The 25,797-nt window shown below is 64.5% G+C and carries 27 protein-coding genes and 1 pseudogene; 9 read left to right on the top strand and 19 right to left on the bottom strand.

Features of this window, described 5'->3' with window-relative positions:
• Nucleotides 1–102 precede the first annotated feature (102 nt).
• Nucleotides 103–1,872 (bottom strand): outer membrane beta-barrel protein, encoded by a 1,770-nt coding sequence (locus AC0L23_RS21475; protein WP_085361222.1) that lies wholly within the window; start codon nucleotides 1,870–1,872, stop codon nucleotides 103–105.
• A 190-nt stretch (nucleotides 1,873–2,062) separates the two neighbouring features.
• Between AC0L23_RS21475 and AC0L23_RS21480 the strand changes: the two genes are divergently transcribed.
• Complete coding sequence (locus AC0L23_RS21480) at nucleotides 2,063–3,070, top strand: KpsF/GutQ family sugar-phosphate isomerase (protein WP_085385456.1); 1,008 nt, start codon at nucleotides 2,063–2,065, stop codon at nucleotides 3,068–3,070.
• Between the two features lie 95 nt (nucleotides 3,071–3,165).
• Here the strand turns inward: AC0L23_RS21480 and AC0L23_RS21485 are convergent, their stop codons facing one another.
• Nucleotides 3,166–3,723, bottom strand: a complete 558-nt coding sequence (locus AC0L23_RS21485; protein WP_018453330.1) for a carboxymuconolactone decarboxylase family protein — start codon at nucleotides 3,721–3,723, stop codon at nucleotides 3,166–3,168.
• A gap of 72 nt (nucleotides 3,724–3,795) precedes the next feature.
• On the opposite strand from AC0L23_RS21485, the gene AC0L23_RS21490 reads away from it, so the two are divergent.
• A complete protein-coding gene (locus AC0L23_RS21490) occupies nucleotides 3,796–4,134 on the top strand; it encodes a winged helix-turn-helix transcriptional regulator (protein ID WP_085350695.1) in 339 nt (112 codons plus the stop codon).
• A gap of 117 nt (nucleotides 4,135–4,251) precedes the next feature.
• Here the strand turns inward: AC0L23_RS21490 and AC0L23_RS21495 are convergent, their stop codons facing one another.
• The 4 genes from AC0L23_RS21495 to hemH form a co-directional block, all read right to left on the bottom strand.
• The gene (locus AC0L23_RS21495; RefSeq protein WP_007597152.1) at nucleotides 4,252–4,698 is read right to left on the bottom strand and encodes an NfeD family protein; all 447 of its coding nucleotides are present in this window, start codon (nucleotides 4,696–4,698) and stop codon (nucleotides 4,252–4,254) included.
• Nucleotides 4,699–4,768: 70 nt separating this feature from the next.
• Nucleotides 4,769–5,770: an SPFH domain-containing protein gene (locus tag AC0L23_RS21500; RefSeq protein ID WP_085350696.1), complete on the bottom strand. Its 1,002-nt coding sequence runs from the start codon at nucleotides 5,768–5,770 to the stop codon at nucleotides 4,769–4,771.
• Nucleotides 5,771–6,044: 274 nt separating this feature from the next.
• A complete protein-coding gene (locus tag AC0L23_RS21505; protein WP_018453328.1) occupies nucleotides 6,045–7,019 on the bottom strand; it encodes an ABC transporter substrate-binding protein in 975 nt (324 codons plus the stop codon).
• A 25-nt stretch (nucleotides 7,020–7,044) separates the two neighbouring features.
• Entirely contained in the window at nucleotides 7,045–8,082 is a 1,038-nt protein-coding gene (gene hemH / locus AC0L23_RS21510) for a ferrochelatase (RefSeq protein ID WP_085361221.1), read from the bottom strand.
• Between the two features lie 81 nt (nucleotides 8,083–8,163).
• Between hemH and AC0L23_RS21515 the strand changes: the two genes are divergently transcribed.
• On the top strand, nucleotides 8,164–8,562 hold the full coding sequence (locus tag AC0L23_RS21515; protein ID WP_085361220.1) for an MAPEG family protein: 399 nt from the start codon (nucleotides 8,164–8,166) through the stop codon (nucleotides 8,560–8,562).
• Between the two features lie 153 nt (nucleotides 8,563–8,715).
• On the opposite strand, the gene AC0L23_RS21520 is transcribed toward AC0L23_RS21515, so the two are convergent.
• The 3 genes from AC0L23_RS21520 to AC0L23_RS21530 are packed head-to-tail and all read right to left on the bottom strand — an operon-like array spanning nucleotide 8,716 to nucleotide 12,535.
• On the bottom strand, nucleotides 8,716–9,825 hold the full coding sequence (locus AC0L23_RS21520) for a nickel/cobalt transporter (protein ID WP_085361219.1): 1,110 nt from the start codon (nucleotides 9,823–9,825) through the stop codon (nucleotides 8,716–8,718).
• Nucleotides 9,816–10,454: a DUF1007 family protein gene (locus AC0L23_RS21525; RefSeq protein ID WP_085350701.1), complete on the bottom strand. Its 639-nt coding sequence runs from the start codon at nucleotides 10,452–10,454 to the stop codon at nucleotides 9,816–9,818. The genes AC0L23_RS21520 and AC0L23_RS21525 overlap by 10 nt, the downstream gene beginning before the upstream one ends.
• On the bottom strand, nucleotides 10,454–12,535 hold the full coding sequence (locus AC0L23_RS21530) for a M3 family metallopeptidase (protein WP_085361218.1): 2,082 nt from the start codon (nucleotides 12,533–12,535) through the stop codon (nucleotides 10,454–10,456). The genes AC0L23_RS21525 and AC0L23_RS21530 overlap by 1 nt, the downstream gene beginning before the upstream one ends.
• A gap of 135 nt (nucleotides 12,536–12,670) precedes the next feature.
• Here AC0L23_RS21530 and AC0L23_RS21535 point away from each other — a divergent pair, with 135 nt between their 5' ends.
• The 5 genes from AC0L23_RS21535 (at nucleotide 12,671) to AC0L23_RS21555 (ending at nucleotide 17,484) form a co-directional block, all read left to right on the top strand.
• Nucleotides 12,671–12,925, top strand: coding sequence for a hypothetical protein (locus AC0L23_RS21535; protein WP_018453322.1), 255 nt, complete (start codon nucleotides 12,671–12,673; stop codon nucleotides 12,923–12,925).
• A 672-nt stretch (nucleotides 12,926–13,597) separates the two neighbouring features.
• Complete coding sequence (locus tag AC0L23_RS21540; protein WP_018453321.1) at nucleotides 13,598–14,740, top strand: type III PLP-dependent enzyme; 1,143 nt, start codon at nucleotides 13,598–13,600, stop codon at nucleotides 14,738–14,740.
• Between the two features lie 132 nt (nucleotides 14,741–14,872).
• Nucleotides 14,873–15,460: a GNAT family N-acetyltransferase gene (locus AC0L23_RS21545; RefSeq protein WP_473357427.1), complete on the top strand. Its 588-nt coding sequence runs from the start codon at nucleotides 14,873–14,875 to the stop codon at nucleotides 15,458–15,460.
• 143 nt (nucleotides 15,461–15,603) lie between these two features.
• On the top strand, nucleotides 15,604–15,993 hold the full coding sequence (locus AC0L23_RS21550) for a RidA family protein (RefSeq protein ID WP_085350702.1): 390 nt from the start codon (nucleotides 15,604–15,606) through the stop codon (nucleotides 15,991–15,993).
• Between the two features lie 48 nt (nucleotides 15,994–16,041).
• Nucleotides 16,042–17,484, top strand: coding sequence for a homospermidine synthase (locus AC0L23_RS21555; RefSeq protein WP_007615186.1), 1,443 nt, complete (start codon nucleotides 16,042–16,044; stop codon nucleotides 17,482–17,484).
• A 212-nt stretch (nucleotides 17,485–17,696) separates the two neighbouring features.
• Here AC0L23_RS21555 and AC0L23_RS21560 read toward each other — a convergent pair whose 3' ends face one another.
• The 10 genes and pseudogenes from AC0L23_RS21560 to AC0L23_RS21605 all read right to left on the bottom strand — a co-directional run bounded on the left by AC0L23_RS21560 (nucleotide 17,697) and on the right by AC0L23_RS21605 (nucleotide 24,983).
• Complete coding sequence (locus AC0L23_RS21560; protein WP_026232509.1) at nucleotides 17,697–18,032, bottom strand: hypothetical protein; 336 nt, start codon at nucleotides 18,030–18,032, stop codon at nucleotides 17,697–17,699.
• 122 nt (nucleotides 18,033–18,154) lie between these two features.
• Nucleotides 18,155–19,174 (bottom strand): WD40 repeat domain-containing protein, encoded by a 1,020-nt coding sequence (locus AC0L23_RS21565; protein ID WP_085385463.1) that lies wholly within the window; start codon nucleotides 19,172–19,174, stop codon nucleotides 18,155–18,157.
• Nucleotides 19,174–20,214: a CobW family GTP-binding protein gene (locus tag AC0L23_RS21570; protein ID WP_085350704.1), complete on the bottom strand. Its 1,041-nt coding sequence runs from the start codon at nucleotides 20,212–20,214 to the stop codon at nucleotides 19,174–19,176. Before AC0L23_RS21570 ends, AC0L23_RS21565 begins: the two co-directional genes overlap by 1 nt.
• Before the next feature lie 54 nt (nucleotides 20,215–20,268).
• Nucleotides 20,269–21,132: a metal ABC transporter substrate-binding protein gene (locus AC0L23_RS21575; protein WP_085385465.1), complete on the bottom strand. Its 864-nt coding sequence runs from the start codon at nucleotides 21,130–21,132 to the stop codon at nucleotides 20,269–20,271.
• A gap of 5 nt (nucleotides 21,133–21,137) precedes the next feature.
• Complete coding sequence (locus AC0L23_RS21580) at nucleotides 21,138–22,007, bottom strand: metal ABC transporter permease (RefSeq protein WP_007597190.1); 870 nt, start codon at nucleotides 22,005–22,007, stop codon at nucleotides 21,138–21,140.
• Between the two features lie 6 nt (nucleotides 22,008–22,013).
• Nucleotides 22,014–22,769 carry a metal ABC transporter ATP-binding protein gene (locus AC0L23_RS21585; RefSeq protein WP_007597191.1) on the bottom strand — a complete coding sequence of 252 codons (756 nt, stop codon included), beginning with the start codon at nucleotides 22,767–22,769 and terminating at the stop codon, nucleotides 22,014–22,016.
• Between the two features lie 2 nt (nucleotides 22,770–22,771).
• The gene (locus AC0L23_RS21590) at nucleotides 22,772–23,008 is read right to left on the bottom strand and encodes a hypothetical protein (protein WP_039798633.1); all 237 of its coding nucleotides are present in this window, start codon (nucleotides 23,006–23,008) and stop codon (nucleotides 22,772–22,774) included.
• Nucleotides 23,009–23,051: 43 nt separating this feature from the next.
• Nucleotides 23,052–23,551: pseudogene (locus AC0L23_RS21595) on the bottom strand (hypothetical protein).
• Nucleotides 23,548–24,159 (bottom strand): permease, encoded by a 612-nt coding sequence (locus AC0L23_RS21600; protein ID WP_085350707.1) that lies wholly within the window; start codon nucleotides 24,157–24,159, stop codon nucleotides 23,548–23,550. The pseudogene AC0L23_RS21595 and the gene AC0L23_RS21600 overlap by 4 nt, the downstream one beginning before the upstream one ends.
• A 227-nt stretch (nucleotides 24,160–24,386) precedes the next feature.
• Complete coding sequence (locus tag AC0L23_RS21605) at nucleotides 24,387–24,983, bottom strand: superoxide dismutase (RefSeq protein ID WP_007597204.1); 597 nt, start codon at nucleotides 24,981–24,983, stop codon at nucleotides 24,387–24,389.
• A gap of 237 nt (nucleotides 24,984–25,220) precedes the next feature.
• Here AC0L23_RS21605 and AC0L23_RS21610 point away from each other — a divergent pair, with 237 nt between their 5' ends.
• Nucleotides 25,221–25,748, top strand: a complete 528-nt coding sequence (locus tag AC0L23_RS21610) for a GNAT family N-acetyltransferase (protein ID WP_085350708.1) — start codon at nucleotides 25,221–25,223, stop codon at nucleotides 25,746–25,748.
• The last annotated feature ends 49 nt before the right edge of the window (nucleotides 25,749–25,797 follow it).

Genomic DNA, 25,797 nt, shown 5'->3' on the forward strand with positions numbered 1-25,797 from the left:
GGCGTACTGGATGCCCCGGTCAAGCCGGGGAAGACAGCTGAGTGAGTGGTCCGAGCGGAGTCAACTAAGCCACGTACGCTCAAAAGGCGGCCGTCGCCCCCTCTAATTCTGCAACCTCACCCCGACCATCACGACCGTCGCCTGCGAGCTTGACCCCGGCTGGTTCGAATCCAGGATGTCGTGTCGGAGCGTGCCCTTGATCCAGATGTTGCGGTTGAGCTTGTAGATCAGATTGCTTTCGAACGAGTAGGTCTTGTCGTTGCGATTCTGGCCCTGGTAGTCGTAGGTGCCGTAGGTGAATTTGCCCACTGCCGTAAGCCAGCGGCGGAAATCGTGATCGACTTCGGCGGCGTAGGTGTGCACCAGCACGCCGGAGGAGCCGGGGACGGTGGTCTCGGCGATCTGCGTGTCGGTGGCGAATTTCACGGTGGTGAGGCCGCTTGCGTTCCAGATCAGCGAGCCCGAGGTGAGGAAGCCCGCGAGCTGGCTGAGGCGCGGATCGACGTAATTGCGCGCGGAATAGCCGACCGAGACCTCGCCGGTGAGGATACGCGAGAACTCGAAGGACGTGCCGACCTTGGCGTAGCCGCCGTCCGAATCGCGGAAGTAGCCGTTGCGGTCGGCGGCCCGGTCGTGCACGCGGGTGTCGCCCTGGATCTCGACGAACGGCTTCAGACCCGGCTTGAGATCGTAGGAGAAGCGTCCGACGCCGCCATACTGGTTGAAGTCGCGATCGTCGTTGCTGAAGGTGGCGCCGTCGGTGAGCTTGGAGTTGGTGTAGGCGGTGCGATCGACAGTGGCGCCGGCCGCGACCTGGAAGCGGTTGAAGCTCTGGTCGAAGCCGACGGTCGTGCCATAGGCGGCATAAACAGGATATTTTTGCAGGCCGGCCTGCACGTTCGGGCTGCCGGGATTGTCGGTGGCGAGCCGCAGGCGCAGCTGCGTGGTCAGCTTGAGATCGCGATTGACGTCGAGGCGGCCGTCGACATGGCCGTTGAAGTCGGGGCGGTCGACCTCGACCGGCGAAGGCGAGGCAAAGCCGTCGATCGTCGCCGGCATGTTGTTGGTGTAGCCCGAGAACGAGCCGCGCAGATCCGCGACCAGCGCGTGGCGCTCCCAATCGGACGCCACGAGGAGATCGGGTGCAACCACATAGGCCGGCGAGCCAACCGGCTTGTTCAGACGCGCCGGATTGGTGTCGTAACCGGTGGAGAGCTCGAGCCCGCCCTTGATCAGGAAACTGCCGGCATAGTCGCCGACCGCGCCGAACGCATCGTCATCGGCCTTGAGGCGGCGGCGCAGCGGCTGGCCGGGCACGGTGCCCGCCATCGCCGCCGGCACGGGCGCCTTGTTGGCGGAGGCGGACGGGGGCGGCGCGATCTTCGGCGAACCGAGCGTGGATGGCGGCGGCGTAGTGGTCGGCGCCCGCGAGCCGGGACCAGCAGGGCGCTTCGGCTTGGGCTGACCCGGATAGAACTTCGGCTGCTGCCGCTTGCGGTTCAGCGAGTCGTAGCCGGAGCTGCTCGCACCGTTGGCGGCAGGCAGGCCATAGGTCGGGACCTGGCTGGTCGCGTTTTGGTTCGTCGGGTTCTGCCATGGGCGCGCCGGCGCCTGCTGGCGCTTGCGAAAGTCGGAGTTGGGATCGGGCAGCGCCGGCAGCGCATCCGACGGTGCCTGCGGAACGCCCGCGGTGCGGCGCGTCGGCAGCGTGTCGGGCGAGGCGAAGCCACCGCGGTTGGGACTGAACAGGTCGGGGGTGAGGCTCTGGGCGGCCACGGGGGCGCTTCCGAGGACCGTCAGCGCAAAGCACGGCAAAGCCGCGCGCAGGAAATGCGCGCGTTTGCTCCGGCTCGTGCCTGGAGACGACCCCACGATGGAAGAACTCCAACGAAATCAAACACTTTCGCGATTGTCCCCACCGATCGGCGGGAACTATCGTTAATGGAGTTAAAACAATTATGGTTAACGACCGGTTGAGGGTCGGGTCGGGCTCGTCGCCTCGAAGGCCGCGGCGTGTTAAGCAGGCGCCAACGGGCGAAGGCCCCTCCTCCTGGACCAGAACATGCCGAGTTCGAAACCGCTGATGACCCAATCATCCGGCCCCATTCCCGACAGCGTCGAATCCGCACTCCGCACGCTGGAAACGGAGAGCGGCGGTATCAACGCGCTCGCCGCCGCCCTGCGCGGCCCGCTTGGCGCGAGCTTCGCCCAGGCGGTCGATCTGATCCGCAACGCGAAGGGCCGCGTCATCGTCACCGGGCTCGGCAAGTCGGGCCATATGGGCCGCAAGATCGCGGCAACGTTGGCCTCGACCGGCACGCCCGCCTTCTTCGTGCACACCGCCGAAGCCGCCCATGGCGACCTCGGCATGATTACCACCGACGACGTCATCATGGCGCTGTCCTGGTCCGGCGAGCAGCCGGAGATGAAGACTCTCGTGAACTATTCCGCAAGGTTCGCAATCCCGATGATCGCGGTGACGTCGAACGCGGCATCCTCGCTGGGACAAGCGGCCGACGTCGTGATCGAGCTGCCGAAGGCGCGCGAGGCCTGCCCGCACAATCTGGCGCCGACCACCTCGACCCTGATGCAGGCCGCGATAGGCGATGCGCTTGCGATCGCGCTGCTCGAAGGCCGCGGCTTCACCGCGCTGGAGTTCGCGCATTTCCACCCCGGCGGCAAGTTAGGGGCGATGCTGAAATTCGTCCGCGACTACATGCGCACCGGTGCGGAAATCCCGGTCAAGCCGCTCGGCACCAAGATGTCGGACGCGGTGATGGAGATGTCCGCCAAGGGTTTGGGGTGCGTCTGCATCGTCAACGAGGCGAACGAGGCTCTCGGCATCATCACCGACGGCGATCTGCGCCGCCACATGCGGCCCGACCTGCTGACGGCGTCGGTCGACGACATCATGACCAGGCAGCCGAAAACCGTACCGCCCTCGATGCTGGCCACGGAGATGATCGAGGTGCTCAACACCCGCAAGATCACGACGCTGGTCGTGACCGAGGCGGACAAGGTGGTGGGCATCGTGCACCTGCACGATCTGCTGCGGGCAGGCGTGGCGTAGGGAGCCACTCACCGTCATTGCGAGCGCAGCGAAACATCCAGAGTGCCAGCGCGGAAAGACTCTGGATTGCTTCGCTACGCTCGCAACGACGGCGGCTAGAGCGGCGCAGGAAATCTTGCCGCCGTCTCCTCCAGCGGCAACCGCAGTCCGTTCGCCAGATACGAGACCGTGCGGTAGAAGCCGCACAGCAGCATGATCTCCAGGATCTGCGCCTCGTCGTAATGCGCCGACAGCGCAGCGAACTCAGCGTCGTCAAACGTCGCGCTGTGATGCAGCGCGTCGACGGCGGCGATCAGCGTCTGCTCGGCCGGGGACCAGCACGACGACGCCGCATCACCCTGCACGGTGGCGCGCACTTCCTCCTCGGTGAGTTTCGCCGGCCCGGCAAAGACCGCGACATGCACGCCCCATTCATATTCGCATTTGTTCAGCGCGCAGGTGCGGTCGATCACGATCTCGCGCTGGCGCAGCGACAGCGGTCCGGGATCGAGCAAGCCGCCGGCGCGAAACTTGTCCCAGGCGCGGGTGTGGCCCGCCATGACCCGGAACAGCAGCAGTGGCGGCGCGCCGCGCATGATGCGGTCGAACTGGGCCTGGATCTCCGGGGGATAAGGCGGGGTGAGCGGGGCAATGCGCGCTGTGACCGGGGACATTGGCCGCCTCTCTTGCTACATTTAACGTAGCATAAAGCTACACTATTTGTAGCACCACGCAAGAGGGCGACGATGGCGAAACAGACCACTTCGAGATCGCGCGGCGTCCGTGGCTCGCGCAGCGGGCGGCCGATCATGGTGCTGCTCGACCTCCTCGGACGACGCTGGAGCCTGCGAATCTTGTGGGAGCTACGCGACGCCCCCCTCACCTCGCGCGCATTGCGAACGGCCTGCGACGAGGCCTCGCCGACGGTGCTGCAGGCGCGGCTGGACGATTTGCGCGAGGCCGGGTTCGTGGAGCTCGGCGAAGCCGGCGGTTACGGGCTGACGGCGCTCGGGCGGGACTTGTGCGAGACGTTCATGCCGCTGCATAGGTTTGCGGAGCGGTGGCGCAGCAAGAGCGGCGCGTAAGTCTGGCGATGCCGTCCCGACTAGCTCGTCATTGCGAGCGAAGCGAAGCAATCCAGAATCTTTCCACCGGCAGCAGTCTGGATTGCTTCGCTTCGCTGCGCTCGCAATGACGGTGGACTAAGCCGCCGCCACCGTCAGATTCGCACCGTCCACTTGCACCACCTTCACACGCGTGCCCGCCGGCGTATCGGGACCTGCGACGCGCCAGACGGTGTCGCCGATGCGCATGGTGCCGTTGCCGTCGACGATCGGCTTCTCCAGCGTGAACTCGCGGCCGAGCAGCGCATCCGCGCGCTTGTTGAGGAAGGGGCTGGCGGCAATTGCATCCGGCTTCGGCCGGGCGAGCCGACGCCAAACCGGCACCGCGGCGGCGGCGAAGATCGCGAACATCACGAGCTGGATCTGCCAGGATATCGCCACTCCGAACGAGATCAGCCCGACCAGCAGCGCGGCGAGCCCGAGCCAGAACAGGAAGACTCCCGGCGCCAGCACCTCCAGCGCCATCAGGATGAAGCCGAAGATCAGCCAGTTCCAGGTGCCGAGCGATACGAACATGTCGGTCATGACACGACCTCTTTGAAATGGCGCATGCCCTTGTCGGAAAACCGGTGTCCACTTTTCCGGGGCATGCGCTTTACCCCTGCCGCGGCGGCACCGCCGGGGGCGTGCTCCCAGTCGTCGGCACCGAACCGCGACGAGCGGCGGCAGCGGCGGATGCCGCACTCTCGCCGAACGTTGCCTTGGCGATCTCGCCGATGCCGGCGAGCGAGCCGAGCATGCTGGTGGCCTCGATCGGCAGCATGATGATCTTCTGGTTCGGCGAGTCCGAAAACTGCCCGAACGCCTTGATATATTTGTCGGCGATAAAGTAGTTCAGCGCCGCGACGTCGCCCTTGGCAATGGCTTCACTGACCATCTGCGTCGCCTTGGCCTCAGCTTCCGCCGACCGCTCGCGTGCTTCGGCGTCGCGGAAGGCGGCCTCGCGGCGACCTTCCGCCTGGAGGATCTGGCCCTGCTTGGCACCCTCTGCGCGCAGGATCTCGGACTGGCGTGCACCTTCGGCCTGAAGGATGTCGGCGCGTTTGACGCGCTCGGCCTTCATCTGTCGGCCCATGGCTTCGACGAGGTCCGCCGGCGGCACAATGTCCTTGATCTCGATACGATTGACCTTGAGGCCCCAGGGCGAGACGGCGGCATCGACTACACGCAGCAGGCGCTCGTTGATTTCGTCGCGGTGCGACAACACCTGGTCGAGATCCATCGAACCCATCACCGAACGGATGTTGGTCATGGTCAGCACGGTGACGGCTTGGGTCAGGTTAGAGACCTCGTAGCTCGCCTTGGCGGCATCGAACACCTGAAAGAAGGCGACGCCGTCGACCGTCACGGTGGCGTTGTCCTTGGTGATCACCTCCTGCTCGGGAATGTCGATCACCTGCTCCATCATGTTGATCTTGCGTCCGACGCGATCGAAATAGGGCACGATCAGATTGAGCCCGGGGCTCAGCGTCTGGGTGTATTTGCCGAACCGCTCGATGGTCCAGTCATAGCCCTGCGGCACCGTCTTCACGCCGGCCACCAGCGTGACGATGACGAGCAAGACCAGAACAATCGCGAAAATGTCGAAACCGCTCATATTTCCTCCAAGGCGGAAAAGATTGGCGGGAAAAGGCCTTTTCCGCGCTGTCATTGGTCGGGATCACGACCCCAAGGGTTCAGTAAAGCGTTCAGTAAAGAGTTCAGAAGGATTCAAGGCTCAGCGGTCGTGCCTGATTTCGGCATCGGTAGGATTCTACACAAGACACCGGGAGAGGGAATGGTCGCGATTATGTATTTGCGAGGCGCTCTTGAAAGCGTGCTGGCGCACACCTAGCGACGACGTTAACGAATCCGGCGGTCGCAGCCAAATCCTACTCGATGACCTCGTTCGCGGTTGCGAGCAGGCTTGGCGGAAGCGTGACGCCGATCGCCTTGGCCGTCTTCAAGTTGATCGCCAGCTCGAACGTGGTCGGATTCTGGACCGGCAAGTCGGCCGCTCGCGCACCCTTCAGGATGCGATCGATATAGGTGGCGGCGCGGCGGAGCTGCTCGGCGCTGTCGGTGCTGTAGGACATCAAGCCACCCTCGTCGACGAAGGTCCGGCTCCAGAACACCGCCGGCACGCGCGCTTCATTGATGGCTGCCAGGAGAAGCGCACGGTTGGACATGGTGAAGAAATCCGGCAGCACCAGCAGGCCGCCGTCTTTCCGCAAGGCCAGGGCGGCGATCGAGGCCGTGTCATGGACCGGCGCGGGCACCACCGTCACATCGAGCGCGCGGCCGGCGTCTTCGATCGTCCGCAGCATCAGCGGCGCGAACGGCGCGGTGGCGGGATTGTAGACGACGGAAACGCGTGACGGCTTTGGCACGACCTGCGTAAGCATCTCCAGCCATTTGCCGGCCAGCGGGCCGTCGTAATCGGTGAAGCCGGTGATATTGCCGCCGGGATGGGCGAGATTCTGGACAAAGCCCTGGCTGACAGGATCGGTGACGACGGCGAAAACGATCGGGATCGTCGTCGTGCGCTGGCGCAGCTCCTCCACTGAGGGCGTGCCGACCGCAAGCAGGATGTCGGGCTTGAGCGCCACGAGTTCGTCGGCGAGTTGCGCGATCCGCGCGCGGTCGCCGCCGCCGTTGCGCCAATCGATCTCAAGGCTGCCGTCCTCCTTCCAGCCATGGCCGGCAAGCGCCTCGACCAGGACCGCGCTACGCGTCTGCCCGATCGCATCGTCCGCCGCAGTGACCGAGAGCACGCCGAGCCGGCGCGTCGCATTCGCTTGCGCCAGCACCGAGGCCGGCAGCATCGTGGTCACCCCAAGAAGCGCCAGAACCTCGCGGCGGTTCATGGGGCGCTCCTCGGATCCAGGCTCACTATATCCAGCCCTGGAGCTCGCGCAGCACCAGCGTTCGGATCACATCCATGCCGGGGTCGCTGTCGTTGAGGCAGGGGATCGCGGAAAACTGCTCCCCGCCATTGTGCTTGAAGATCTCGGCATTCTCCTGCGCGATCTCCTCCAGCGTCTCCAGGCAGTCGGCGGAAAAACCCGGCGTGATCACCGCGATACGGCGCACGCCCTCTTTCGCCAGACGCTCCATGGTCTTGTCAGTGTAGGGCTGCAGCCACTCGTCGAATCCGAAGCGCGACTGGAAGGTCAGCAGCAGCTTTGTCTCGTCCATGCCGAGCCGGCGCCGCAGCGCCTCGGTGGTCGCCACGCATTGGTCCTGATAGGGGTCGCCCTTGTCGACATAGGCCTTCGGCATGCCGTGGAAGGAGGCGACGATCAGCTCTGGCTTGAACGACAGGCTCGCCAGATGCGTCTCGATCGAGGTGGCGAGCGCCTCGATATAGGCTTCGTCCTCGTAGTAAGACGGCGTCACCCGCAGCGTCGGCTGCGCGCGCAGCCGCGCAAGCACGCGAAACACCTCATCGCAGACGGTGGCCGACGTCGCGGCGGAATATTGCGGATAGAGGGGGACGGCAAGAATGCGATCGCAGCCCTTCGCAATCAGCGCATCGACGCCCGACTTGATCGAGGGATTGCCGTAGCGCATAGCCCATTCCACCGTGACCTGGTCGCGGTCCGACAGCATGGCTCCGAGCTTGTCGCTCTGCGAGCGCGTGATGGTCTTGAGCGGCGACTCGTTCTTCTCGGTGTTCCAGATCTTGAGATAATCGCGCGCCTTGGCGCGGGGGCGGGTGCGCAGGATGATGCCGTTCAGCACCAGCTTCCAGATCAAGCCCTGATCCTCGATGACGCGGGCGTCCGAGAGGAACTCCTTCAGATAGACCCGCACGCCGCGCGTGTCGGCGGTATCGGGCGTGCCGAGATTGACCAGGAGTACGCCGACGCGCGGCTGGCCGGACTGAGGCAGCGGCTTCGTGGTCTTGAGAGGGGCTAGGGTTGTCATGCTCGTTGGGTCGCGCGTTGCCCCGAGCTTGTCAAGATCAGGCCGGTTTCGCTAGGGTCGCACCGAGGCGGGGGAGGAAAGATGACACTCGCGGAATGGTGCGTCTTCGGAGCGTTGCTGCTCTATTTGGTGACGATCGTCTCGGTCAAATGGATCAGGTTTCGCGGGTTCGACAATTCACGCCCGCGCGATCCCGCCTTCTACGAAGAGGCCATCGCGCAGCGCGCGCTCGGCGCCCACCAGAATGGTATCGAGACCTTTCCGTTCTTCGCCTTCGCGGTGCTGCTGGCCGAATTCCGGGACTCGCCGCAGCGGATGATCGACGAGCTCGCGGTGCTGTTCCTGATCGTACGGATCGCCTATGTGCTGACCTATCTCGGGAACCGCCCGACGCTGCGCTCCATCCTCTGGAGCATCGGCTTTGCGATCAATCTCGGGATCTTCTTCATGCCGGCGTTGAAGCAGTTCTTGCCGGTGTGACTCTCCCTTTGTGGGAGAAGGTGGCGCGAAGCGCCGGATGAGGAGTTCTATCGGCGAACGCAGCTGCAAGAGGATCGCTCGCGGAGACAACCCCTCACCCGTCTCGCCGCTACGCGGCGAGCCACCCTCGCCCACAAGGGGAGAGGGAAAAACTCAGAAACACGTCGTCCGTTCGGCCGCGATGTAACCCAACAACAGGCCTGCACCGAACAGCAGCACGAGGCCGGCGGCGGCGATTTCGATGCCGCGCATGAACAGCGCGCCGTTGCCGTCGCGTCCGGCGCTCAGGCGGGCGGCGATGTCCTGGGCGGAGACGGCGACCACGGCAATGACCGCGACGGTGATCGCGGTGCCGAGCCCCATCAGCAGAGTTGCGGCGATGCCGGCCCAGAACAGGCCTTGGGCCAACGCGAACACCAGCACCAGGATCGCGCCCGAACAGGGACGGATGCCGACGGTCAGGATCGCGGTAAAGCCGCGTCCCCAGCCTCCGGGGCCGGCGAGCTCGCTCGGCATGGCGCCGTGGGAATGGCCGCAATGCTCGTCATGAACGTGGTGATGCGCGTGGTGATGATGGGCGTGCGCATGATCGTGACGATGATGATCATGCGCATCATGATGGTGGTGACCGTGATCATGATGGTCATGCGGCACGCCCGCGATCGCCGGCACCGGCTGAACCGCCTGCAGCGCACGGATGAAGGTGCGGCCCTTGACCCAGACCAGGCGCAGGCCGAAAAGCGCGATCAGGGCGTAGCTTGCGATCTCGATCGCGCCTTCCGCCTTGCACATGGTCCTGGCGGTCGCATTCAGCACCCAGGCCGAGATGCCGACAATCAGGATCGCCACCAGCGACTGCATCAACGCCGATGCAAACGACAGCACGATGCCGCGCCGGGCAGTCTCGCGATTGGCGACGAGATAGGAGGCGATCACCGCCTTGCCGTGGCCGGGCCCAGCGGCGTGGAAGATGCCGTAGGCAAAGGAGATGAAGAGCAGCGTCCACACCGCCGAGCCGTCGGACTTGGCGGCGCGAATGGTCGCCGACATCTGGCGATAAAATTCCGATTGTTTTGCCAAGAGCCAGCCGATGAGGCCACTGGCCTCAGGCTCGGCCGCCGGGGCTGGCCGCGGCGCGCCGAACGGGTTCTGGGCAAGGAGATCATGCAGCGCGGCATCGGCCACGCCCAGCACGACAATAACGGCGGCGCAGGCGAGAAGCCCGCGGGCAAGCGGCGAACGAAGACGACCGATCAAGGGCAATCCACCGTGATCTTGTTGGCGAACATCATGCCGAAATTGGAGTTCTCGCCGTTCATGAAGGTCTGCTCGTTGAGCTTCTGCGCACTCGCGGTGCCGTCGCTCGGCCGCTCAAGTTTCATCTGGCAGCCGGCGGGCGCGCCGACCAGCTTGATCGGGTTGTCCTTGGCCATCTGGAAGTCGATGAAGAATGAGCGGTCGAACACTTCGAGCATCAATTGCTTGGGCTTGACCGGATTCTTCAGCGGCAGCGTGAAGTGCAGGGTCAGGACCGTATCCTTGTAGTCGAGGAAGTAGTCGACCGGCTCCTGGAATCGCTCCTTCTTGCCGTCGGCTCGCGCGAAGGTGAAGTAGGCATATTCCTTCAGCGACTCGACATTGGTCTGCGCCAGCGGTCCGAGCTCCTCGCGGGTATAGACGCCCTTGGTCTTGCTCTCGAGCCCCTGCACGGCATAGGCCGAGAACATGTCGTCAAACGTCCAGGCGTGGCGCACGCCGGTGATGGTGCCGTCCGCGGCATAGAGCAACTCGCTGGTCGCGGTGATCCAGACATGCGGGTGCGCCTGCGCCGCCCCGGCCACAAAGGTGAGGCCAGCGGCGAGCAGCAGCCCGAGCAGGGCGCGCACGCCCATCAGCCCGCCTTCGGGGCGTCAAGCAGACCTCGGCGACGCAGCAGCGCATCGGGCTCCGGCGGGCGGCCGCGGAAGGCCTCATAGGCGGCTTCCGGATCGACCGATCCGCCGCTCGAGTAGATGTCGTCGTGCAGGCGTTTTGCGACGGCGGGATCGAAGATGTCGCCGGCTTCCTCGAATGCGCCGAAGGCGTCGGCGTCCATCACCTCCGACCACATGTAGCTGTAATAGCCGGCGGCATAATGATCGCCGGTGAAGATGTGACCGAATTGCGTCGGACGGTGACGCAGCGAGATCTCCTCGGGCATGCCGATCTTCTCCAGCTCGCGTCTCTCGAAGGCGCGGACGTCCTGCGCGGCGGAGGCCGGCTGGGTGTGGAATTCGAGATCGATCAGCGCCGAGGAGACGAACTCGACCGTGGCGAAACCCTGGTTGAATTTTCGCGCGGCCAGGAACCGTTGCAGCAGATCGTCCGGCAGCGGCTCGCCGGTCTGGTAGTGGCGGGCAAACTTTTGCAGCACCTCGGGCCGCTCCTGCCAATGCTCGTACAGCTGGGAGGGCAATTCGACGAAGTCGGTGAACACGGAGGTGCCCGACAGCGACGGATAGGTCACGTTGGAGAGCATGCCGTGCAGGCCATGGCCGAACTCGTGGAACAGGGTGCGGGCATCGTCGGGCGACAGCAGCGAGGGTTCCCCGTCCGCGCCCTTGGAGAAGTTGCAGATGTTGAGGATCAGCGGCGCGACCTCGCCGTCGAGCTTCTGCTGGTCGCGCAGCGAGGTCATCCAGGCGCCGGAGCGCTTCGACGGCCGGGCGAAGTAGTCGCCATAGAACAGCGCCTTGTGCTTGCCGTCCCGCCCCTTCATCTCCCAGACCCGGACGTCCGGATGCCAGACCGGCACGTTCTTGCGCTCCTCGAAAGTGACGCCGAACAGGCGCGTGGCACAGTCGAAGGCGGCGGCGATCATGTGATCGAGCGCGAGATACGGCTTGATCGCGGCGTCGTCGAAATTGGCGCGCTGAAGGCGCAGCTTTTCGGCATAGAAGCGCCAGTCCCAGGGGGCGAGCTTGAAATTGCCGCCCTCCTCCGTGATCAGCGCCTGCATGTCGTCGCGGTCGGCGAGCGCCCGCGCCCGGGCCGGCTTCCAGACCCGCTCCAGAAGGCCGCGCACCGCTTCCGGCGTCTTGGCCATGGAATCCTCGAGCCGGTAGGCCGCGAAGGTCGGATAACCCAGGAGATTGGCGCTCTCCTCGCGCAGCTTCAGGACCTCGACGATGGTCGCGTTGTTGTCGTTGGCATTGCCGTTGTCGCCCCGCGCGGTGAAGGCCTTGTAGACCTTCTCGCGCAGGTCACGCCGGGCCGAGCTCTTCAGGAACTGTTCGACCGAGGAGCGCGACAGGGTGACGATGGCCTTGCCGGCCATGCCGCGTTCTTCCGCCGCAGCCTTGGCGCTGGCGACAAAACTCTCCGGCAGGCCCTGGCGGTCGGCTTCGCCGAGCTCCATGAACCATTCCTGCTCGTCGCCGAGCAGATGATGACTGAAGCTGGTGCCGAGCTGGGCGAGTCTCTCGTTGATCTCCGCCATCCGCGTCTTGGCCTCTTCGGAGAGGCCGGCGCCGGAGCGGTGGAAGCGGGTGTAGGTGCGCTCGAGCAGGCGGAGCTGTTCCGGTGTCAGACCGAGATTGGCGCGGTTCTCGTGTAGCTGGGCAATGCGGCCAAACAGCACGGCGTTCATCATGATCGGATTCCAGTGCCGCGCCATCCGCAAGGAAACCTCCTTGTCGATCTCCAGAATGGCCGGGTTGGAATGCGCCGAGACGAGGTCGTAGAAGACCGACGCGACCTTGCTGAGCAGCTTGCCCGAGCGCTCCAGCGCCGTGATGGTGTTGGCGAAGTCGGGCGCGGTCGGGTCGTTGGTGATCGCTGCGATCTCGGCGGAGTGGTCGGCGAAGGCCTGCTCGAAGGCCGGGAGGAAGTGCTCCGGCTTGATTTCGTCGAAGGGCGGGGTCGCAAACGGCGTCACCCACGCCTTCAGCAGCGGGTTGGTCTCGGAGTCCGTAGTTTGGCGGGGTTCTGACATTACAAGTCCCGATTTGTGGCTCGATTGTTGCGGCCAGCTATAGCACGCGATAGGGCTTTTTTGGGCCGTTTGCCCTTGCTCCCGGCTGCCTTTTCGGTGAGATTGCGGCCCTCCAAGCCTAGGACCCCTGAGCTCATGAACGCGACCTCCTCGTCTTCCCGTCGGATCGTCTGGCCGAGCGTCATCACCGTCGTCAGCGCCGCCATCCTGATCGGCGCCGAGGTGTTCGGCGCGGCGTTTGCCGGCGGCTGGGCGCTCGCGATCCTGTTCGGGCTGGGCGAGCAAGGCACGCACATCCTTCAGGCCACGCTGTTTGCGCTCGGCGTGCTCGTGATGACGGCCTTCATCCGCGCCGCTCAACGCGTCGAGCCGTTCACGAAGCGCGGCTGAAGCGCGGACGCTCGCGAGTGACGCGCGCCGCGCAGAAAACTTAACGCGCGTTCATCTTTCGCGTCGCGCGCGCAACACTGCGCAAGCAGATGTTAGGCAATTCTGTTCGCAGCCTAAAAAATCTCTTGCGAAGCAGAGTCAAAACACTTATGTGCGGATTGCCCAATTTCGCACGTGCCTGTGGTCGTGTGTCAGTCGGTAGGTATCCGGACAAGAGGCCGGACAGCCGCCAAGGGGTGAAGAAGCCGAGGGGCTCTTCGGAAGTGTGGAAGTCGGAAGGCTCATCGCCGGAAGACGAAAGCAAACCCGGAGCGTCCAGCATCTCTCTCAAAGAGATGCCTTGTCGAAGGTGACTTTGCTCTTTGCAACCGTGACTGGCAGCCGGAGGCGAACCGGCGCACCCCGCTCTCAACGGGGGACGCGACTTAAAGCAACGACGGATCGGGCTTTTTTGGTCTCTACCGGCAGTCCAACGCCGGCGCGGGCTACTGAAAAGGCTTGTCCTTCATTGCCAGGTGTGCGGGCGGGAACATTCCCAACCAATCCACGGCAGCACAGTCTGATGTGAGTCTTTGGCTCGTCGCGCCTCCATCGCGCGATCTGGCCGGAGCGCTCTTATCCGACGTCATTTTTTGAACGGATCCCCGTCGCTGGGCCGTTTGGGAGAGTGCTATGACCGACCGTATCCAGGAATTCCTGCGCAACCGCCGCAGCGAGGGCCTCGACACCGAGCCGTGCCTCGTCGTCGACCTCGAAGTCGTGCGCGACAATTACCAGACCTTTGCCAAGGCGCTGCCCGACAGCCGCGTGTTCTATGCCGTCAAGGCGAACCCGGCGCCGGAAGTGCTGGCTTTGCTCGCCTCCATGGGCTCCTGCTTCGACACCGCGACGGTCGCCGAGATCGAGATGGCGCTGGCCGCCGGTGCGACGCCCGACCGCATCTCCTTCGGCAACACGATCAAGAAGGAGCGCGACATCGCGCGCGCCTTCGCGCTCGGCATTCGGCTGTTCGCGGTCGATTGCGCCGCCGAAGTCGAGAAGGTCGCCCGTGCCGCGCCCGGCGCAAAGGTGTTCTGCCGCATCCTCTATGACTGCGCCGGCGCCGAATGGCCGCTGTCGCGCAAGTTCGGCTGCGACCCGGAGATGGCCGTCGACGTGCTCGACGTTGCCAAGCGTCTGGGCCTGGAGCCGTGCGGCATCTCCTTCCATGTCGGCTCGCAGCAGCGCAAGGTGAAGGCGTGGGACCGTGCGCTGGCAATGGCCTCGCAGGTGTTCCGCGACTGCGCCGAGCGCGGCATCAACCTGACCATGGTCAACATGGGCGGCGGTTTCCCGACCAAGTACCTGAAGGACGTACCGCCGGTGGTGACCTACGGGCGCTCGATCTTCCGCGCGCTGCGCAAGCACTTCGGCAACCAGATTCCGGAGACCATCATCGAGCCGGGCCGCGGCATGGTGGGCAACGCCGGCATCATCGAGTCCGAAGTCGTGCTCATCTCGAAGAAGAGCGACGAGGACGAGGTGCGCTGGGTTTATCTGGACATCGGCAAGTTCGGCGGTCTCGCCGAGACCATGGACGAGTCGATCCGTTACGCCATCCGCACCCCGCATGACGGCGCGGACATGACGCCGTGCGTGCTCGCGGGCCCGACCTGTGACAGCGCCGACGTGCTGTACGAGAAGAACCCGTATCCGCTTCCGGTGACGCTCGAGATCGGCGACAAGCTGCTGATCGAAGGCACCGGGGCCTATACGTCGACCTACTCGGCGGTGGCTTTCAACGGCATCCCGCCGCTGAAAACCTACCACATCTGATCCGCCTCGCGTCTGAGGCCTGACGAACCCGGGAGCCGGCTTGCCGGCTCCCTCCCTGACATTTCGATCTCTGACGACGCCTTGAACTGGCGTGCTTTGCGCACGTCAGTTTCAAGCGGGGACTGACGCGCCATGACTGCTCTTCGGAAGACACAAATTGACCCCACTTCGAAAGCCGCTCCGTTCGCGATCCGTGCGGAGCGTGCTGTCGACGTTGCGATGCGTGAAGCGCTGCTCGATGCGTCCTTTGGCGAGAACCGCCATGGCCGTACCTGTCAGCGCCTGCGTGACGGACGCGCACCCGCTGCCGGCCTTGCGCTGGCCGCGATGCGCGAGGGGAAGCTCGTGGGAACCGTGCGGCTGTGGCACGTCAGCGCCGGAGGCAGGCCCGCTCTGGTCCTCGGACCGCTGGCAGTGGACCCTGCCTGCCGCGAGCTCGGGATCGGCGCCGCGCTGATGCAACAAGCGCTGGCTGCCGCCCGGGCGCGCGGGCATGCCGCCGTGATCCTGCTCGGCGATGCCCCCTATTACGCCCGCTTCGGCTTCTTGGCCGCCAACACCGGCGAGCTGTCGCTGCCCGGTCCGTTCGAGCGCGACCGCCTGCTGGCGATCGAATTCACAACAGGCGCGCTGGACGGCGCCGCCGGGATGATCGTCCCGACTGGTGCGGCCCTGCCCAAACGAAGGGTAGTTCGCGCCCTCCAGGCGCGCGCGGCTTAAGGATCGCCATGATGGCGACGACCTAGCCGCGTTAAGCGGCAACGCCCGGCTGTGCCTGCGTTAAGCTCCATTCCTTTGGGGTTGCGCAGGCCGGCAAATTGCGTAAACCCCACGAAATTCCTCTTCAGTCGAGGCCTACGACCATGTCCCGCCGCCTGATTTCCACCGGCTCCCCGTTCGAGAAGACCGCCGGCTACAGCCGCGCCGTGATCGACGGCGAGTTCGCCTTCGTCGCGGGAACCACCGGTTACGACTACACCACCATGACGATGCCGGCCGATGTCACGAGCCAGTCACGCAACTGCTTCAAGACCATCGAAGCTGCCCTGAAGGAGGGTGGCTTCGAGATGGCCGACATCGTCCGCGTGACCTACTACCTCACCAACATCAAGGATGCGGACGCGCATTTCGCGGTCTGCGGCGAAGTCCTCGGCGAGATCCGCCCGGCCGCCACGCTTCTCGTCGTCTCGGCGCTCTACAAGCCCGAGATGAAGGTCGAAATCGAAGCCACCGCCAAGCGCCGCAGCGCCTGAGCCATCCCTCACCATTTGTTCGCCAGCACGTTCCGGAGAAACCATCCCATGAGCCCCGCCTCGCAGATCTACGCGAAGATCACTGGTCCCATCGTCATGGTCGGCTTCGGCTCCATCGGCAAAGGCACGTTGCCGCTGATCGAGCGGCATCTCGATTACGACAAGTCGCGCGTTACCGTGATCGACCCAAAGGACGAGGGTCGCAAGGCTCATTGCGAGAAGCACAATGTGCGCTTCATCCAGAAGGGCGTGACCAAGGACAATTATCGGGAGTTGCTGACCCCGCTGCTCACTGAGGGCGGCGGCCAGGGCTTTTGCGTCAATCTCTCGGTCGACACCGGCTCCACCGACATCATGGAGCTCTGCAACGAGCTCGGCGCTCTCTATATCGACACCGTCAACGAGCCCTGGCTCGGCTTCTATTTCGACTCCTCGAAAGGCCCGGAAGCGCGCTCCAACTACGCCCTTCGCGAAGCGACGCTGGCCGCCAAGAAGGCGCGCCCTGCGGGGTCGACGACGGCCGTCTCCTGCTGTGGTGCCAATCCCGGCATGGTCTCGTTTTTCGTCAAGCAGGCGCTGCTCAACGTCGCCGCCGATCTGAAGCTCAATGCCCCCAAGCCGAAGACAAAAGCCGAATGGGCGGACTTGATGCGACAAGCCGGCATCAAGGGCATCCATATCGCCGAACGCGACACCCAGCGCTCCAAGAAGCCGAAAGAGCCCGATGTCTTCGTCAACACCTGGTCGGTGGAAGGTTTCCTGTCGGAAGGCGTGCAGCCCTCCGAGCTCGGCTGGGGCACCCACGAAAAATGGATGCCCGAGAATGCGCGGACTCACGAAGCCGGCTGCGGCGCTGCCATCTATCTGATGCAGCCCGGCGCCAACACGCGCGTGCGCACCTGGTGCCCGACCCGCGGCGCGCAGTATGGCTTCCTTGTCACCCACAACGAGTCGATCTCGATCGCTGACTATTTCACCGTGCGCGACGCATCGGGCACGGCGGTCTATCGGCCGACCTGCCACTATGCCTATCATCCGGCTGACGATGCCGTGCTGTCGCTGCATGAAATGTTCGGCCGCGCCGCGAAGATGCAGGAAAAGCACCACATCCTCGACGAGAACGAAATCGTCGACGGCATCGACGAACTCGGCGTGCTGCTGTTCGGCCATGACAACAATGCCTACTGGTACGGCTCGCAGCTCTCCATCGAAGAGACCCGCAAGCTCGCGCCCTATCAGAACGCCACCGGCCTGCAAGTGACCTCCGCCGTGCTCGGCGGCATGGTGTGGGCGCTGGAAAACCCGAACGAGGGCATCGTCGAAGCCGACGAGATGGATTTCGATCGTCTGCTGGAAATTCAGCTGCCGTATCTCGGCCCGGTGAAGGGTTTTTATACCGACTGGACGCCGCTGACGGACCGTCCGGGACTGTTCCCGGAGGACATCGACACTAGCGATCCCTGGCAGTTCCGGAATGTTCTGGTGCGGTGAGGCGGCGTCGCGCCACGGCCACTGCTGTCATGCCCCGCGACCCGGCTACGCCAAGGCTTAGCCGAGGTTGAGGTCCAGGCGCGCCGAACTTTAGCGTAAGCGGCAGGCGGGGCATCCAGTACGCCGCAGCATCTCCGTATCCACGCACAGCCTCTGGAATACTGGATCGGCCGCCTTCGCGGACGATGACAGCACCCGCGTAGATGCAGAACCTACTTCCTCTCGATCGGCGGCGCGATCTTCTCGGCTGGGGCTGGCGGCAATGCTGGTTTCGCCGCGCCGGCAGCGCCCTGCGTCTGCGGTTCGGGCCGCGCGGGCTCTGGGGCGGGCGTGGTCGGCCGGTCGCCGCCGGGCTTGGCTTCCGCGGGCTTATTCTGATCGTCGGACGGCGTGCCCTGAAGGGGTTGCGTCGCTTGGGCTGTCTGCATCCGGGTCTCGGCGCGGATTTGCGCCAGCGACATGCCTGACACCACGACGCCTGCCGCGAACAGCGAGCAGGCGACCATCAAGTCGAGCTTCAGTCTGCGCTTGTCATATTGGCCGGGCATGTCGATCACCGCCTTTGTCTGCGGGATCAACGAAATTGCCGCTCTGCGGTTCCCGCCCGTGGCGGCCGGAACTCGACGGCTGCGCGCCACATGGCCCCATCCACGGTCGGAACGATGACAGATTAAAGCTCGAGCAGGCCGCCATCACCATTTTCGTCGGCGAACGCCAACAGCGTCCCCTTCGCGTTCCAGGCGAGCGCGGCGACTGCGGGCGTGGCGTTGCGGCGGACGAGGATCTCGGCGCCGTCCTCCAGACGGACCATCAGCACGGTGCCGTCGCTGTAGCCGGCGGCGAAGATGTCGTTCCTGGGGTGGCAGGCGACGACCGACACGCGCGCCTGCAGCGGCGCGAGCATCGCTGGCTCCTTGCCCATCGGGCCATCCTTGCTAGCGAACGGCCACAGGATCACCGTGTCGGCGCCCGAGGTCGCCAGCGCCTTGCCGCCCGCGCTCCACGACATCGAGCGGACGCGGCTGGGATAGCCGGTCATGCGCATGTGCCTGTTGTCGGCAAGCCGCCAGCCGTGCAGCGCCGATTCGTGCATCGTGGTGACCAGGAATTTGTTGTCCGGGCTGAAGGTGACGCCGAGATGCGAGCCGGCCCAAGGCAGGAATTCGGCCGACCCCGCCATGTTGGGAAACCACAGCGTCGCGCCGTTGTAATGGGCGATCGCGAGACGCTGGCCCTTCGGCGCAAACGCGAGGCCGCCGACGGTCGAGGGCACCTCGAGCGACTTCTCCTCGCTCTTGCCGCTCTTGAAGAAAGCAGTCTTGCCAGCCGACCAGGCGTAGGCACCGTCCGGATGCAGCGCCACCGCATCGATCCAGCGCCGTTTCGGGTCGGTCGCAAGCAGCGTCACTTCGCCTTTGGCCTCGAGCGACACGACTTTTCCATCGTCGCCGCCCATCACGAGGCGCTTGCCGTCGGAGGCGGCCGAGAGAATGCCGCCGCTGTGCACGGCGATCTTGCTGATCTCACCCTGGCTATCCACGAGCGCGACATTCTCCTCGCCGCCGACGAAGGCGGCGCGGTTGCCAAGGAAATGCACGGAGGTCACGACCATGCCGAGCGCGAGCGATTTGACGCGCTCGGTGACGGAGACGATCGAGGCGGAATCGGCGGGTGGCGTAAACTCTTTCATCACGAGACGATGCAGCTCTCAAAACCCTGGCGAATGAGGTCTTGCGGCAATTCGCGACCGATGAAGACGAGGCGGCTCTCGCGCGGCTCGCCGTCCTTCCATTTGCGCTGGTGGTTGCCCTCCAGCATCATGTGGACACCCTGAAAGACGTAGCGGTCATCATCGTCGTGGAAAGCAAGGATGCCCTTGGAGCGCAGGATCTTGCCGCCCTCCACCTGCACCAGGTTCTGAAGCCAGGGCATGAACACGTTCGGATCGAGCGGCTTGTCGGTCTTGAGTGACAGCGACTGCATGTCCTCGTCGTGATAGTGCTTCAGGCCGTGGCCGTGATCATGATCGTGATGGTCGTGACCGTGATGGTGATGATCATGGTCATGATCCTCGGCATTCAGGAAGTCCGGCTCGATGTCGAGGATGCGGTCGAGATCGAAGGCGCCGCGATCGAGCACGTCGGCCAAAGCCACCGAGCAGCGCTCGGTGCGATGCAGTTTCGCATAGGGATTGATGGCGCGGATGCGGGCCTCGACCTCGGCAAGTTCTCCCTTGGAAACGAGATCGATCTTGTTCAGCACGATGACGTCGGCAAAGGCGATCTGGTTCTTGGCCTCAGGTGCATCCTTGAGGCGGTCGGATAGCCATTTGGCGTCCGCAACCGTGACCACCGCATCGAGGCGCGCGTTCTTCTGCACGTCCTCGTCGACGAAGAAGGTCTGGGCGACGGGGGCCGGATCGGCAAGACCGGTGGTCTCGACGATGATGGCGTCGAACTTGCCCTTGCGCTTCATCAGGCCTTCCATGATGCGCACGAGATCGCCGCGCACGGTGCAGCAGATGCAGCCGTTGTTCATTTCGAACACTTCCTCATCGGCACCGATGATGAGGTCGTTGTCGATGCCGATCTCGCCGAATTCGTTGACGATGACGGCGTATTTCTTGCCGTGGTTTTCCGACAGGATGCGGTTCAACAGCGTGGTCTTGCCCGCACCGAGATAGCCGGTCAGGACGGTCACGGGAATTTTTGGGGCGGTCGCTTCAGACATAACAACTCCGGACTTCGGGCTTTTCGCGCGACGCGAGGCGGGGTGGCCCCTGCCCTAGTGGTCAAGCGCACTGGTCAGGGCCTTTATATTGTGCCTGACCATATCAATGTAAGTGGGTGCAGGCCCCTTTTCGCCGGTCAAACCGTCCGAAATCAGGGTCCCACCGACTTTTGAGCCGGTCTCCGCCGCGATCCGCCGGATCAGCCGGTCGTCGCTGATATTTTCCAGGAACACGGCGGGGATTTTTTGGGCCTTGATCTGGCCGATGATGGTGGCGATGTCCCGCGCGCTGGGCTCGGTTTCCGTGGAGACGCCCAAGGGCGCGATGAACTGGACGCCGTATTCGGCGGCGAAATAGCCGAAAGCGTCATGGGTCGAAATCACCTTGCGACGCTCCTGCGGGATCTTGGCCACGGCTTCGCGGACCTCGCGGTCGAGCGTTTCGAGCTTTTCCAAATAGGCCTTGGCCTGGGCGCGGAAGAACTCCGCATCGTCCGGGTCGACCGCGGCCAGCGCATTGGCGATGTCGGTGACGTAGATTTTGGCGTTGGGGACCGACTGCCAGCCATGCGGATCTGCGGCCGAGCCGAGCTTGAGCGGCGCGATGCCGGCGCTCACGATAACCACCTGCGCCTTGCTGCCCGAGGACTGCACGAGCCGTGGCAGCCAGCCCTCGAGACCAAGCCCGTTGACGATGACCAGCTTTGCGTCCGCGATCCGCTTCGCATCGCTTGGCGCGGGCGCGTAGACATGGACGTCGCTGTCGGCCCCGACCAACGTCGTCAGATTGATCCGGTCGCCGCCGACATTACGGACGAAGTCGGCCAGGATCGAGAAGCTCGCGACGACTTTCAGTTGCTCAGCGGCGTGCAGCGGCGAGGCGATCAGCATAAGCACACAAAGCAGGATGCGCCGCATCGCTATCACGCTTCCAAATGCCGGCCGGGAAACAGCTGCCTAACGACGCCGCCGACCCGGCCGAACAGGACGGAGACGGTGTAGAGCGCGCTTGCCACCAGAATGATCGCAGGACCCGACGGCACACGGGTCTGGAACGACAGCACGAGACCTGCATAGCCGGACACGGCGGCAGCGACGACCGCGATGCAGATCATGACGGTGAGATCGCGCGACCAGAACCGCGCGATGCCGGCCGGCAGGATCATCAGGCCGACCGCGAGCAGCGTGCCGAGCGCCTGAAAGCCGTTGACGAGGTTGATCACGACCAGCGCGAGGAAAGCGAGATGCGCAGGCCCGCCGGCCCGGCTGACGGTGCGCAAAAACAGCGGATCGACGCTTTCGATCACCAGCGGACGGTAGATCACGGCGAGCACCAGCAGCGTGACCGTGGCGTTGAATGCGACGACCAGCAGCGTCTGGTCGTCCATCGCGAGAATATTGCCGAACAGCACGTGCAGCAGGTCGATATTGGTGCCCTTGATCGAGACGATGGTGACGCCGAGCGCCAGCGAGGCCAGATAGAAGGTCGCGAGCGAGGCATCCTCCTTCAACCCGGTCGAGCGCGCGACGAGGCCTGCGAGGATTGCGACGGCAAAACCTGCGATCAGGCCTCCGGCCGTCATCGCGAACAGATTGAGACCGGAGAGCAGGAAACCGACAGCGGCGCCGGGTAGGATTGCATGTGCCATGGCGTCGCCGACCAGGCTCATCCGCCGCAACATCAGGAACACGCCGATCGGCGCACCCGCGAGCGACAGCGCGATAACGGCCGCGAGCGCACGTCGCATGAACTCGAATTCGGTGAACGGGCCGATCAACGCGTCATAGAGCATCGGATATCAAGCCGCCCGTGAGCGGGCATCATCGGCCGAGCAGGCGGCGGCGCTGTCGTCGAAGGCTTCGCACATCCGCATCGCCACCATCAGGTTTTCCGGCGTCAGCACCTCCGCCGTCGGGCCCCACGCCACGGGGCCGCGCGCCAGCACCAGCGTCTCGCTGAAATGGGTGCGCACCATCTCCATGTCGTGCAGTGCGGCGAGCACTGTGCGGCCCTCGCCATGCCAGTGCTTCACCAGCGCCAGCAGATCGGCCGTGGTTTTGCTGTCGATGGCGTTGAAAGGCTCGTCCAGCACGATCAGCCGGGCGTCCTGGAGCAGCACGCGCGCGAACAGCACGCGCTGCATCTGGCCGCCCGAGAGCGTTCCGATCGGGCGGTTTTCGAAACCGTTGAGGCCAACGGAAGCGATCGCGCGGAGGATCTTTTCGCGCGCCGCCTTGCCGATGCCGCCGAACAGGCCGGTCCCACGCCACAGCCCGGTGGCGACGAAATCCAGCACCGAGATCGGGAAGCTGCGGTCGATCTCCGCACTCTGCGGCAGATAGGCGATATCGCGGCTGTCGAGCCCGCCGAGATGGATGCTGCCGTCGAGCGGCCTGAGGATGCCGACGATGCCGCGCAGCAGCGTCGACTTGCCGGCGCCGTTCGGGCCGATCACGGCCAGCAGCGCGCCCGGCGCGACCTCCCCATTGAGGTGGTGCACGGCCGGATGGCGGTCATAGCCGAGCGTAACGTTGTGGAAATGCAGCGCCGCCATGGTCACCTCATCGCCAGGAAGACCACGCCCCAAAGCACGGCGCAGACCGCGAGCGCGGCCGCGAGACGGGCGGCCATCGTCATGCGCAGGATCGACCAGTGCGCCGCCTGAGCCGGATGCGGAGAGGCCGCACCGTGGACATGTGCGTGGGTGTGATCGTGTCCATGCGAATGCCCGTCGTCATGGGAATGGCTATGAGCATGATCGCTATGATGGGCTTGGGACGCGGCGGGAACCATTCCTGGATGTTATATTATAACATTACAGCTGTCCATGCCGGGCTCAGGGTTTGCCGATCAGCATGGCGATGGCGGCGGCGACGAACGGGAACGGCACCGAAACCGCGCAGCGGAACCAGACGAAACGGGCCGGCATGAACGGAACTTCCCACAAAATCACCCGTTGGAAGGCAAATAGCGCCCAAGCGACGACATAGGCGACCACCTGCGGCACCCCACCACCCGATTTCAGGGCCACCGTCCCGATCGAGAACCCGATTACCGGGCCACCGGGCGTCGCGGCCCCGGCGACCACGGCAGTCGCGACCCCCAGCCAGCCGCTGTCCGGGCCGAGCCAGCCGCTGATCACCTCCTGTGGGATGATAGCGGCGATGTAGCCGGAGCCGATCACCCCCAGCGCGATCCGCGGCACGATGTTGATGAAGTCCATCGAGCCTTCGCGCAGCGAGGCCTTGAACACCGGTGGGCCACGGCGAAAGGCGATCAGGCCAACGCCGAACACCGAACCCACAACAGGATGTCGATCAGGAGCGCGGCGCTCATGTCTCGTCGTCCTTCATGGCCGGCTTCGGACAAAGCCGGACATAGACGAAGCGGCCGAGCGCGCCTGCGAGCACCGGCAACGGCAGCGAGATGAGGATGCGCCACAGCGTGAAGTCGGTGCCCATAATCGGGATTTCCCAGGCGACCGCCCGGCCATAGCCGATCAAGGTCCAACTCACGACCATGGCGATGGTGGCACCGAAATCGGCGCCGACCGCCAGCAGCGCACTCGCCACGGGATAGGCGGTGAAGGGACCGCCGGGCAGGATCGCGCCGAAGGCGGTGCCGATCAGAAGGCCTTTCAGGCCCGATTTCGGCCCGAGCGCGCGCGAGACTTTTTCGTGCGGCAGGATCTCGGAGATGAACGCACCGAGCAGGCAGCCGGCCAGCACGCGGGGCAGGATGCCGCCGAACAGCGAGAGATCGTGGGTCAGTATCTCGAGAACACCGTCGGTGCCATCACGCCGCCAGACCAGACCTGCGCTCACCGCCACAAGGGCTGCGATGATGATGGTCGACCAGCCGATCGGCTTGCGCACGCGACCCGGCCGCGGCTCGGATTCCGCGTCCTCGGCGGATGCCGGGTCTTTCGAGGAAGGATCTGACAACGGGCGCGTTCGGCTCGAGGGCGATGCCCGTCCTGCTTAAGGGCGCCGCAGATGCGATGCAAACAGTACGATGACGGGAGCGATGCGCACCTCGCGCAGGGCCATGCGAGGCGAAGTGCGAATTCCGCACAACAAAAAGGCGGCCGCGCCTCGACCGCCTTTCAATTCCGTCATTCCGGAGCGGCAAAGCCGGCCCCGGAATGCGTGAAGCCCAGGCCTCGTCGAACTCAGGCCTTGTCGAACAGCGACTCGACGTATTCCCAGTTCACGAGGTTCTCGACAAACGCCTTCAGATAGTCGGGACGGCGGTTGCGGTAGTCGATGTAGTAGGAGTGCTCCCAGACGTCGCAGCCGAGGATCGGGGTGGCGCCGTGCACCAGCGGATTCTCGCCGTTCGGGGTCTTGGAAATCTCGAGCTTGCCGTTCTTGACCTGGAGCCAGCACCAGCCGGAGCCGAACTGGCCGACGCCGGCCGCCTGGAAGTCCGTCTTGAACTTCTCGAAGCCGCCGAGGTCCTCGTTGATCTTCTTCTCGATCTTGCCCGGCAGCTTGGTGCCGCCGCCATTGGGCTTCATCCAGCTCCAGAAATGGATGTGGTTGTAGTGCTGGCCGGCATTGTTGAACACCGCGGGGTTCTTGCCGAACGAGCCCTTGACGATCTCCTCAAGGGACTTGCCTTCCCATTCGGTGCCCTTGAGCGCGTTGTTGCCGTTGGTGACATAGGCCTGATGATGCTTGTCGTGGTGGAATTCGAGCGTTTCCTTCGACATGAATTGTCCGAGGGCGTCATAGGCGTAGGGGAGTGGGGGCAGCGTAAAGGTCATGGGTGTTGTCCGCGACTGATGGGGAACGAGACTTAACGGTCACCCCTTATAGAAGGTTCCGCGGCTGTTAAATACCGCGAATTTTCCAAAAGGCATGGTGCGGCGGCTTAGCCGGATTGCATAAAATCGTCGCAAGAATGTAGGGCGTTTGAACCAGGCCATAAAATATCATTGCCTTTGAGGTGCTTATGGCAGAACGACACGCACCGACGGCGCGGAGACGCGAAAGAGAGAGCCATGAGCATCGAGATCGACATTTTGAACGGCGACGCCTCTTGGCGGATCGCGGAGCCGCTGCACCAGGCGGTCTTCGGACCTGATATCGTCGGGAAGCAGCCCTGGGCCCACGTCAAATGGGCCAATGCCGACCTGCGCGTTCTGATCGAGACGCCCGAGGATGGTCTCGTCTGCCATGTCGGCATCTATTTTCGCACCGTCACCTGGAACGGGCAGAAGGTTCACATCGGCGGCATCGGCGGCGTCTGCACGCGGGAGGACCGGCGCGGCCGCGGCTATGCGACCATGGCGATCGATGCCGCGGTGCATACCATGCGCGCCAACGAGGCGGTCCGCTTCGCGCTGCTGTTCTGCGAGCCGCACAATGTCGCGTTCTACGAGGCCCGCAGCTGGCTCCCCTTCAAGGGCGAGGTCTATTGCGAGCAGCCGGAGGGGCGGATCCGCTTCACCCACATGGCGCCCTATGTCTGCAACATCGTCAGCGCGCCGACACTCGGCACTATCGACCTCTGCGGCCTGCCCTGGTGAGCCCTGCGTGAGGCGCGGCTGGTGCCGGCGCTGCGCGCCATATAATATG

It is taken from the genome of Bradyrhizobium sp. MI1.4 (genome assembly GCF_055811315.1).

Excerpts from the sequence above, each read along its gene's own strand:
- AC0L23_RS21480 (WP_085385456.1), top strand. The coding sequence starts at position 2,063 with ATGCCGAGTTCGAAACCGCTGATGACCCAATCATCCGGCCCCATTCCC.
- AC0L23_RS21485 (WP_018453330.1), bottom strand. The coding sequence starts at position 3,723 with ATGTCCCCGGTCACAGCGCGCATTGCCCCGCTCACCCCGCCTTATCCC.
- AC0L23_RS21490 (WP_085350695.1), top strand. The coding sequence starts at position 3,796 with ATGGCGAAACAGACCACTTCGAGATCGCGCGGCGTCCGTGGCTCGCGC.
- AC0L23_RS21495 (WP_007597152.1), bottom strand. The coding sequence starts at position 4,698 with ATGACCGACATGTTCGTATCGCTCGGCACCTGGAACTGGCTGATCTTC.
- AC0L23_RS21500 (WP_085350696.1), bottom strand. The coding sequence starts at position 5,770 with ATGAGCGGTTTCGACATTTTCGCGATTGTTCTGGTCTTGCTCGTCATC.
- AC0L23_RS21505 (WP_018453328.1), bottom strand. The coding sequence starts at position 7,019 with ATGAACCGCCGCGAGGTTCTGGCGCTTCTTGGGGTGACCACGATGCTG.
- hemH (WP_085361221.1), bottom strand. The coding sequence starts at position 8,082 with ATGACAACCCTAGCCCCTCTCAAGACCACGAAGCCGCTGCCTCAGTCC.
- AC0L23_RS21515 (WP_085361220.1), top strand. The coding sequence starts at position 8,164 with ATGACACTCGCGGAATGGTGCGTCTTCGGAGCGTTGCTGCTCTATTTG.
- AC0L23_RS21525 (WP_085350701.1), bottom strand. The coding sequence starts at position 10,454 with ATGGGCGTGCGCGCCCTGCTCGGGCTGCTGCTCGCCGCTGGCCTCACC.
- AC0L23_RS21530 (WP_085361218.1), bottom strand. The coding sequence starts at position 12,535 with ATGTCAGAACCCCGCCAAACTACGGACTCCGAGACCAACCCGCTGCTG.
- AC0L23_RS21535 (WP_018453322.1), top strand. The coding sequence starts at position 12,671 with ATGAACGCGACCTCCTCGTCTTCCCGTCGGATCGTCTGGCCGAGCGTC.
- AC0L23_RS21540 (WP_018453321.1), top strand. The coding sequence starts at position 13,598 with ATGACCGACCGTATCCAGGAATTCCTGCGCAACCGCCGCAGCGAGGGC.
- AC0L23_RS21545 (WP_473357427.1), top strand. The coding sequence starts at position 14,873 with ATGACTGCTCTTCGGAAGACACAAATTGACCCCACTTCGAAAGCCGCT.
- AC0L23_RS21550 (WP_085350702.1), top strand. The coding sequence starts at position 15,604 with ATGTCCCGCCGCCTGATTTCCACCGGCTCCCCGTTCGAGAAGACCGCC.
- AC0L23_RS21555 (WP_007615186.1), top strand. The coding sequence starts at position 16,042 with ATGAGCCCCGCCTCGCAGATCTACGCGAAGATCACTGGTCCCATCGTC.
- AC0L23_RS21560 (WP_026232509.1), bottom strand. The coding sequence starts at position 18,032 with ATGCCCGGCCAATATGACAAGCGCAGACTGAAGCTCGACTTGATGGTC.
- AC0L23_RS21565 (WP_085385463.1), bottom strand. The coding sequence starts at position 19,174 with ATGAAAGAGTTTACGCCACCCGCCGATTCCGCCTCGATCGTCTCCGTC.
- AC0L23_RS21570 (WP_085350704.1), bottom strand. The coding sequence starts at position 20,214 with ATGTCTGAAGCGACCGCCCCAAAAATTCCCGTGACCGTCCTGACCGGC.
- AC0L23_RS21575 (WP_085385465.1), bottom strand. The coding sequence starts at position 21,132 with ATGCGGCGCATCCTGCTTTGTGTGCTTATGCTGATCGCCTCGCCGCTG.
- AC0L23_RS21580 (WP_007597190.1), bottom strand. The coding sequence starts at position 22,007 with ATGCTCTATGACGCGTTGATCGGCCCGTTCACCGAATTCGAGTTCATG.
- AC0L23_RS21585 (WP_007597191.1), bottom strand. The coding sequence starts at position 22,769 with ATGGCGGCGCTGCATTTCCACAACGTTACGCTCGGCTATGACCGCCAT.
- AC0L23_RS21590 (WP_039798633.1), bottom strand. The coding sequence starts at position 23,008 with ATGGTTCCCGCCGCGTCCCAAGCCCATCATAGCGATCATGCTCATAGC.
- AC0L23_RS21605 (WP_007597204.1), bottom strand. The coding sequence starts at position 24,983 with ATGACCTTTACGCTGCCCCCACTCCCCTACGCCTATGACGCCCTCGGA.
- AC0L23_RS21610 (WP_085350708.1), top strand. The coding sequence starts at position 25,221 with ATGAGCATCGAGATCGACATTTTGAACGGCGACGCCTCTTGGCGGATC.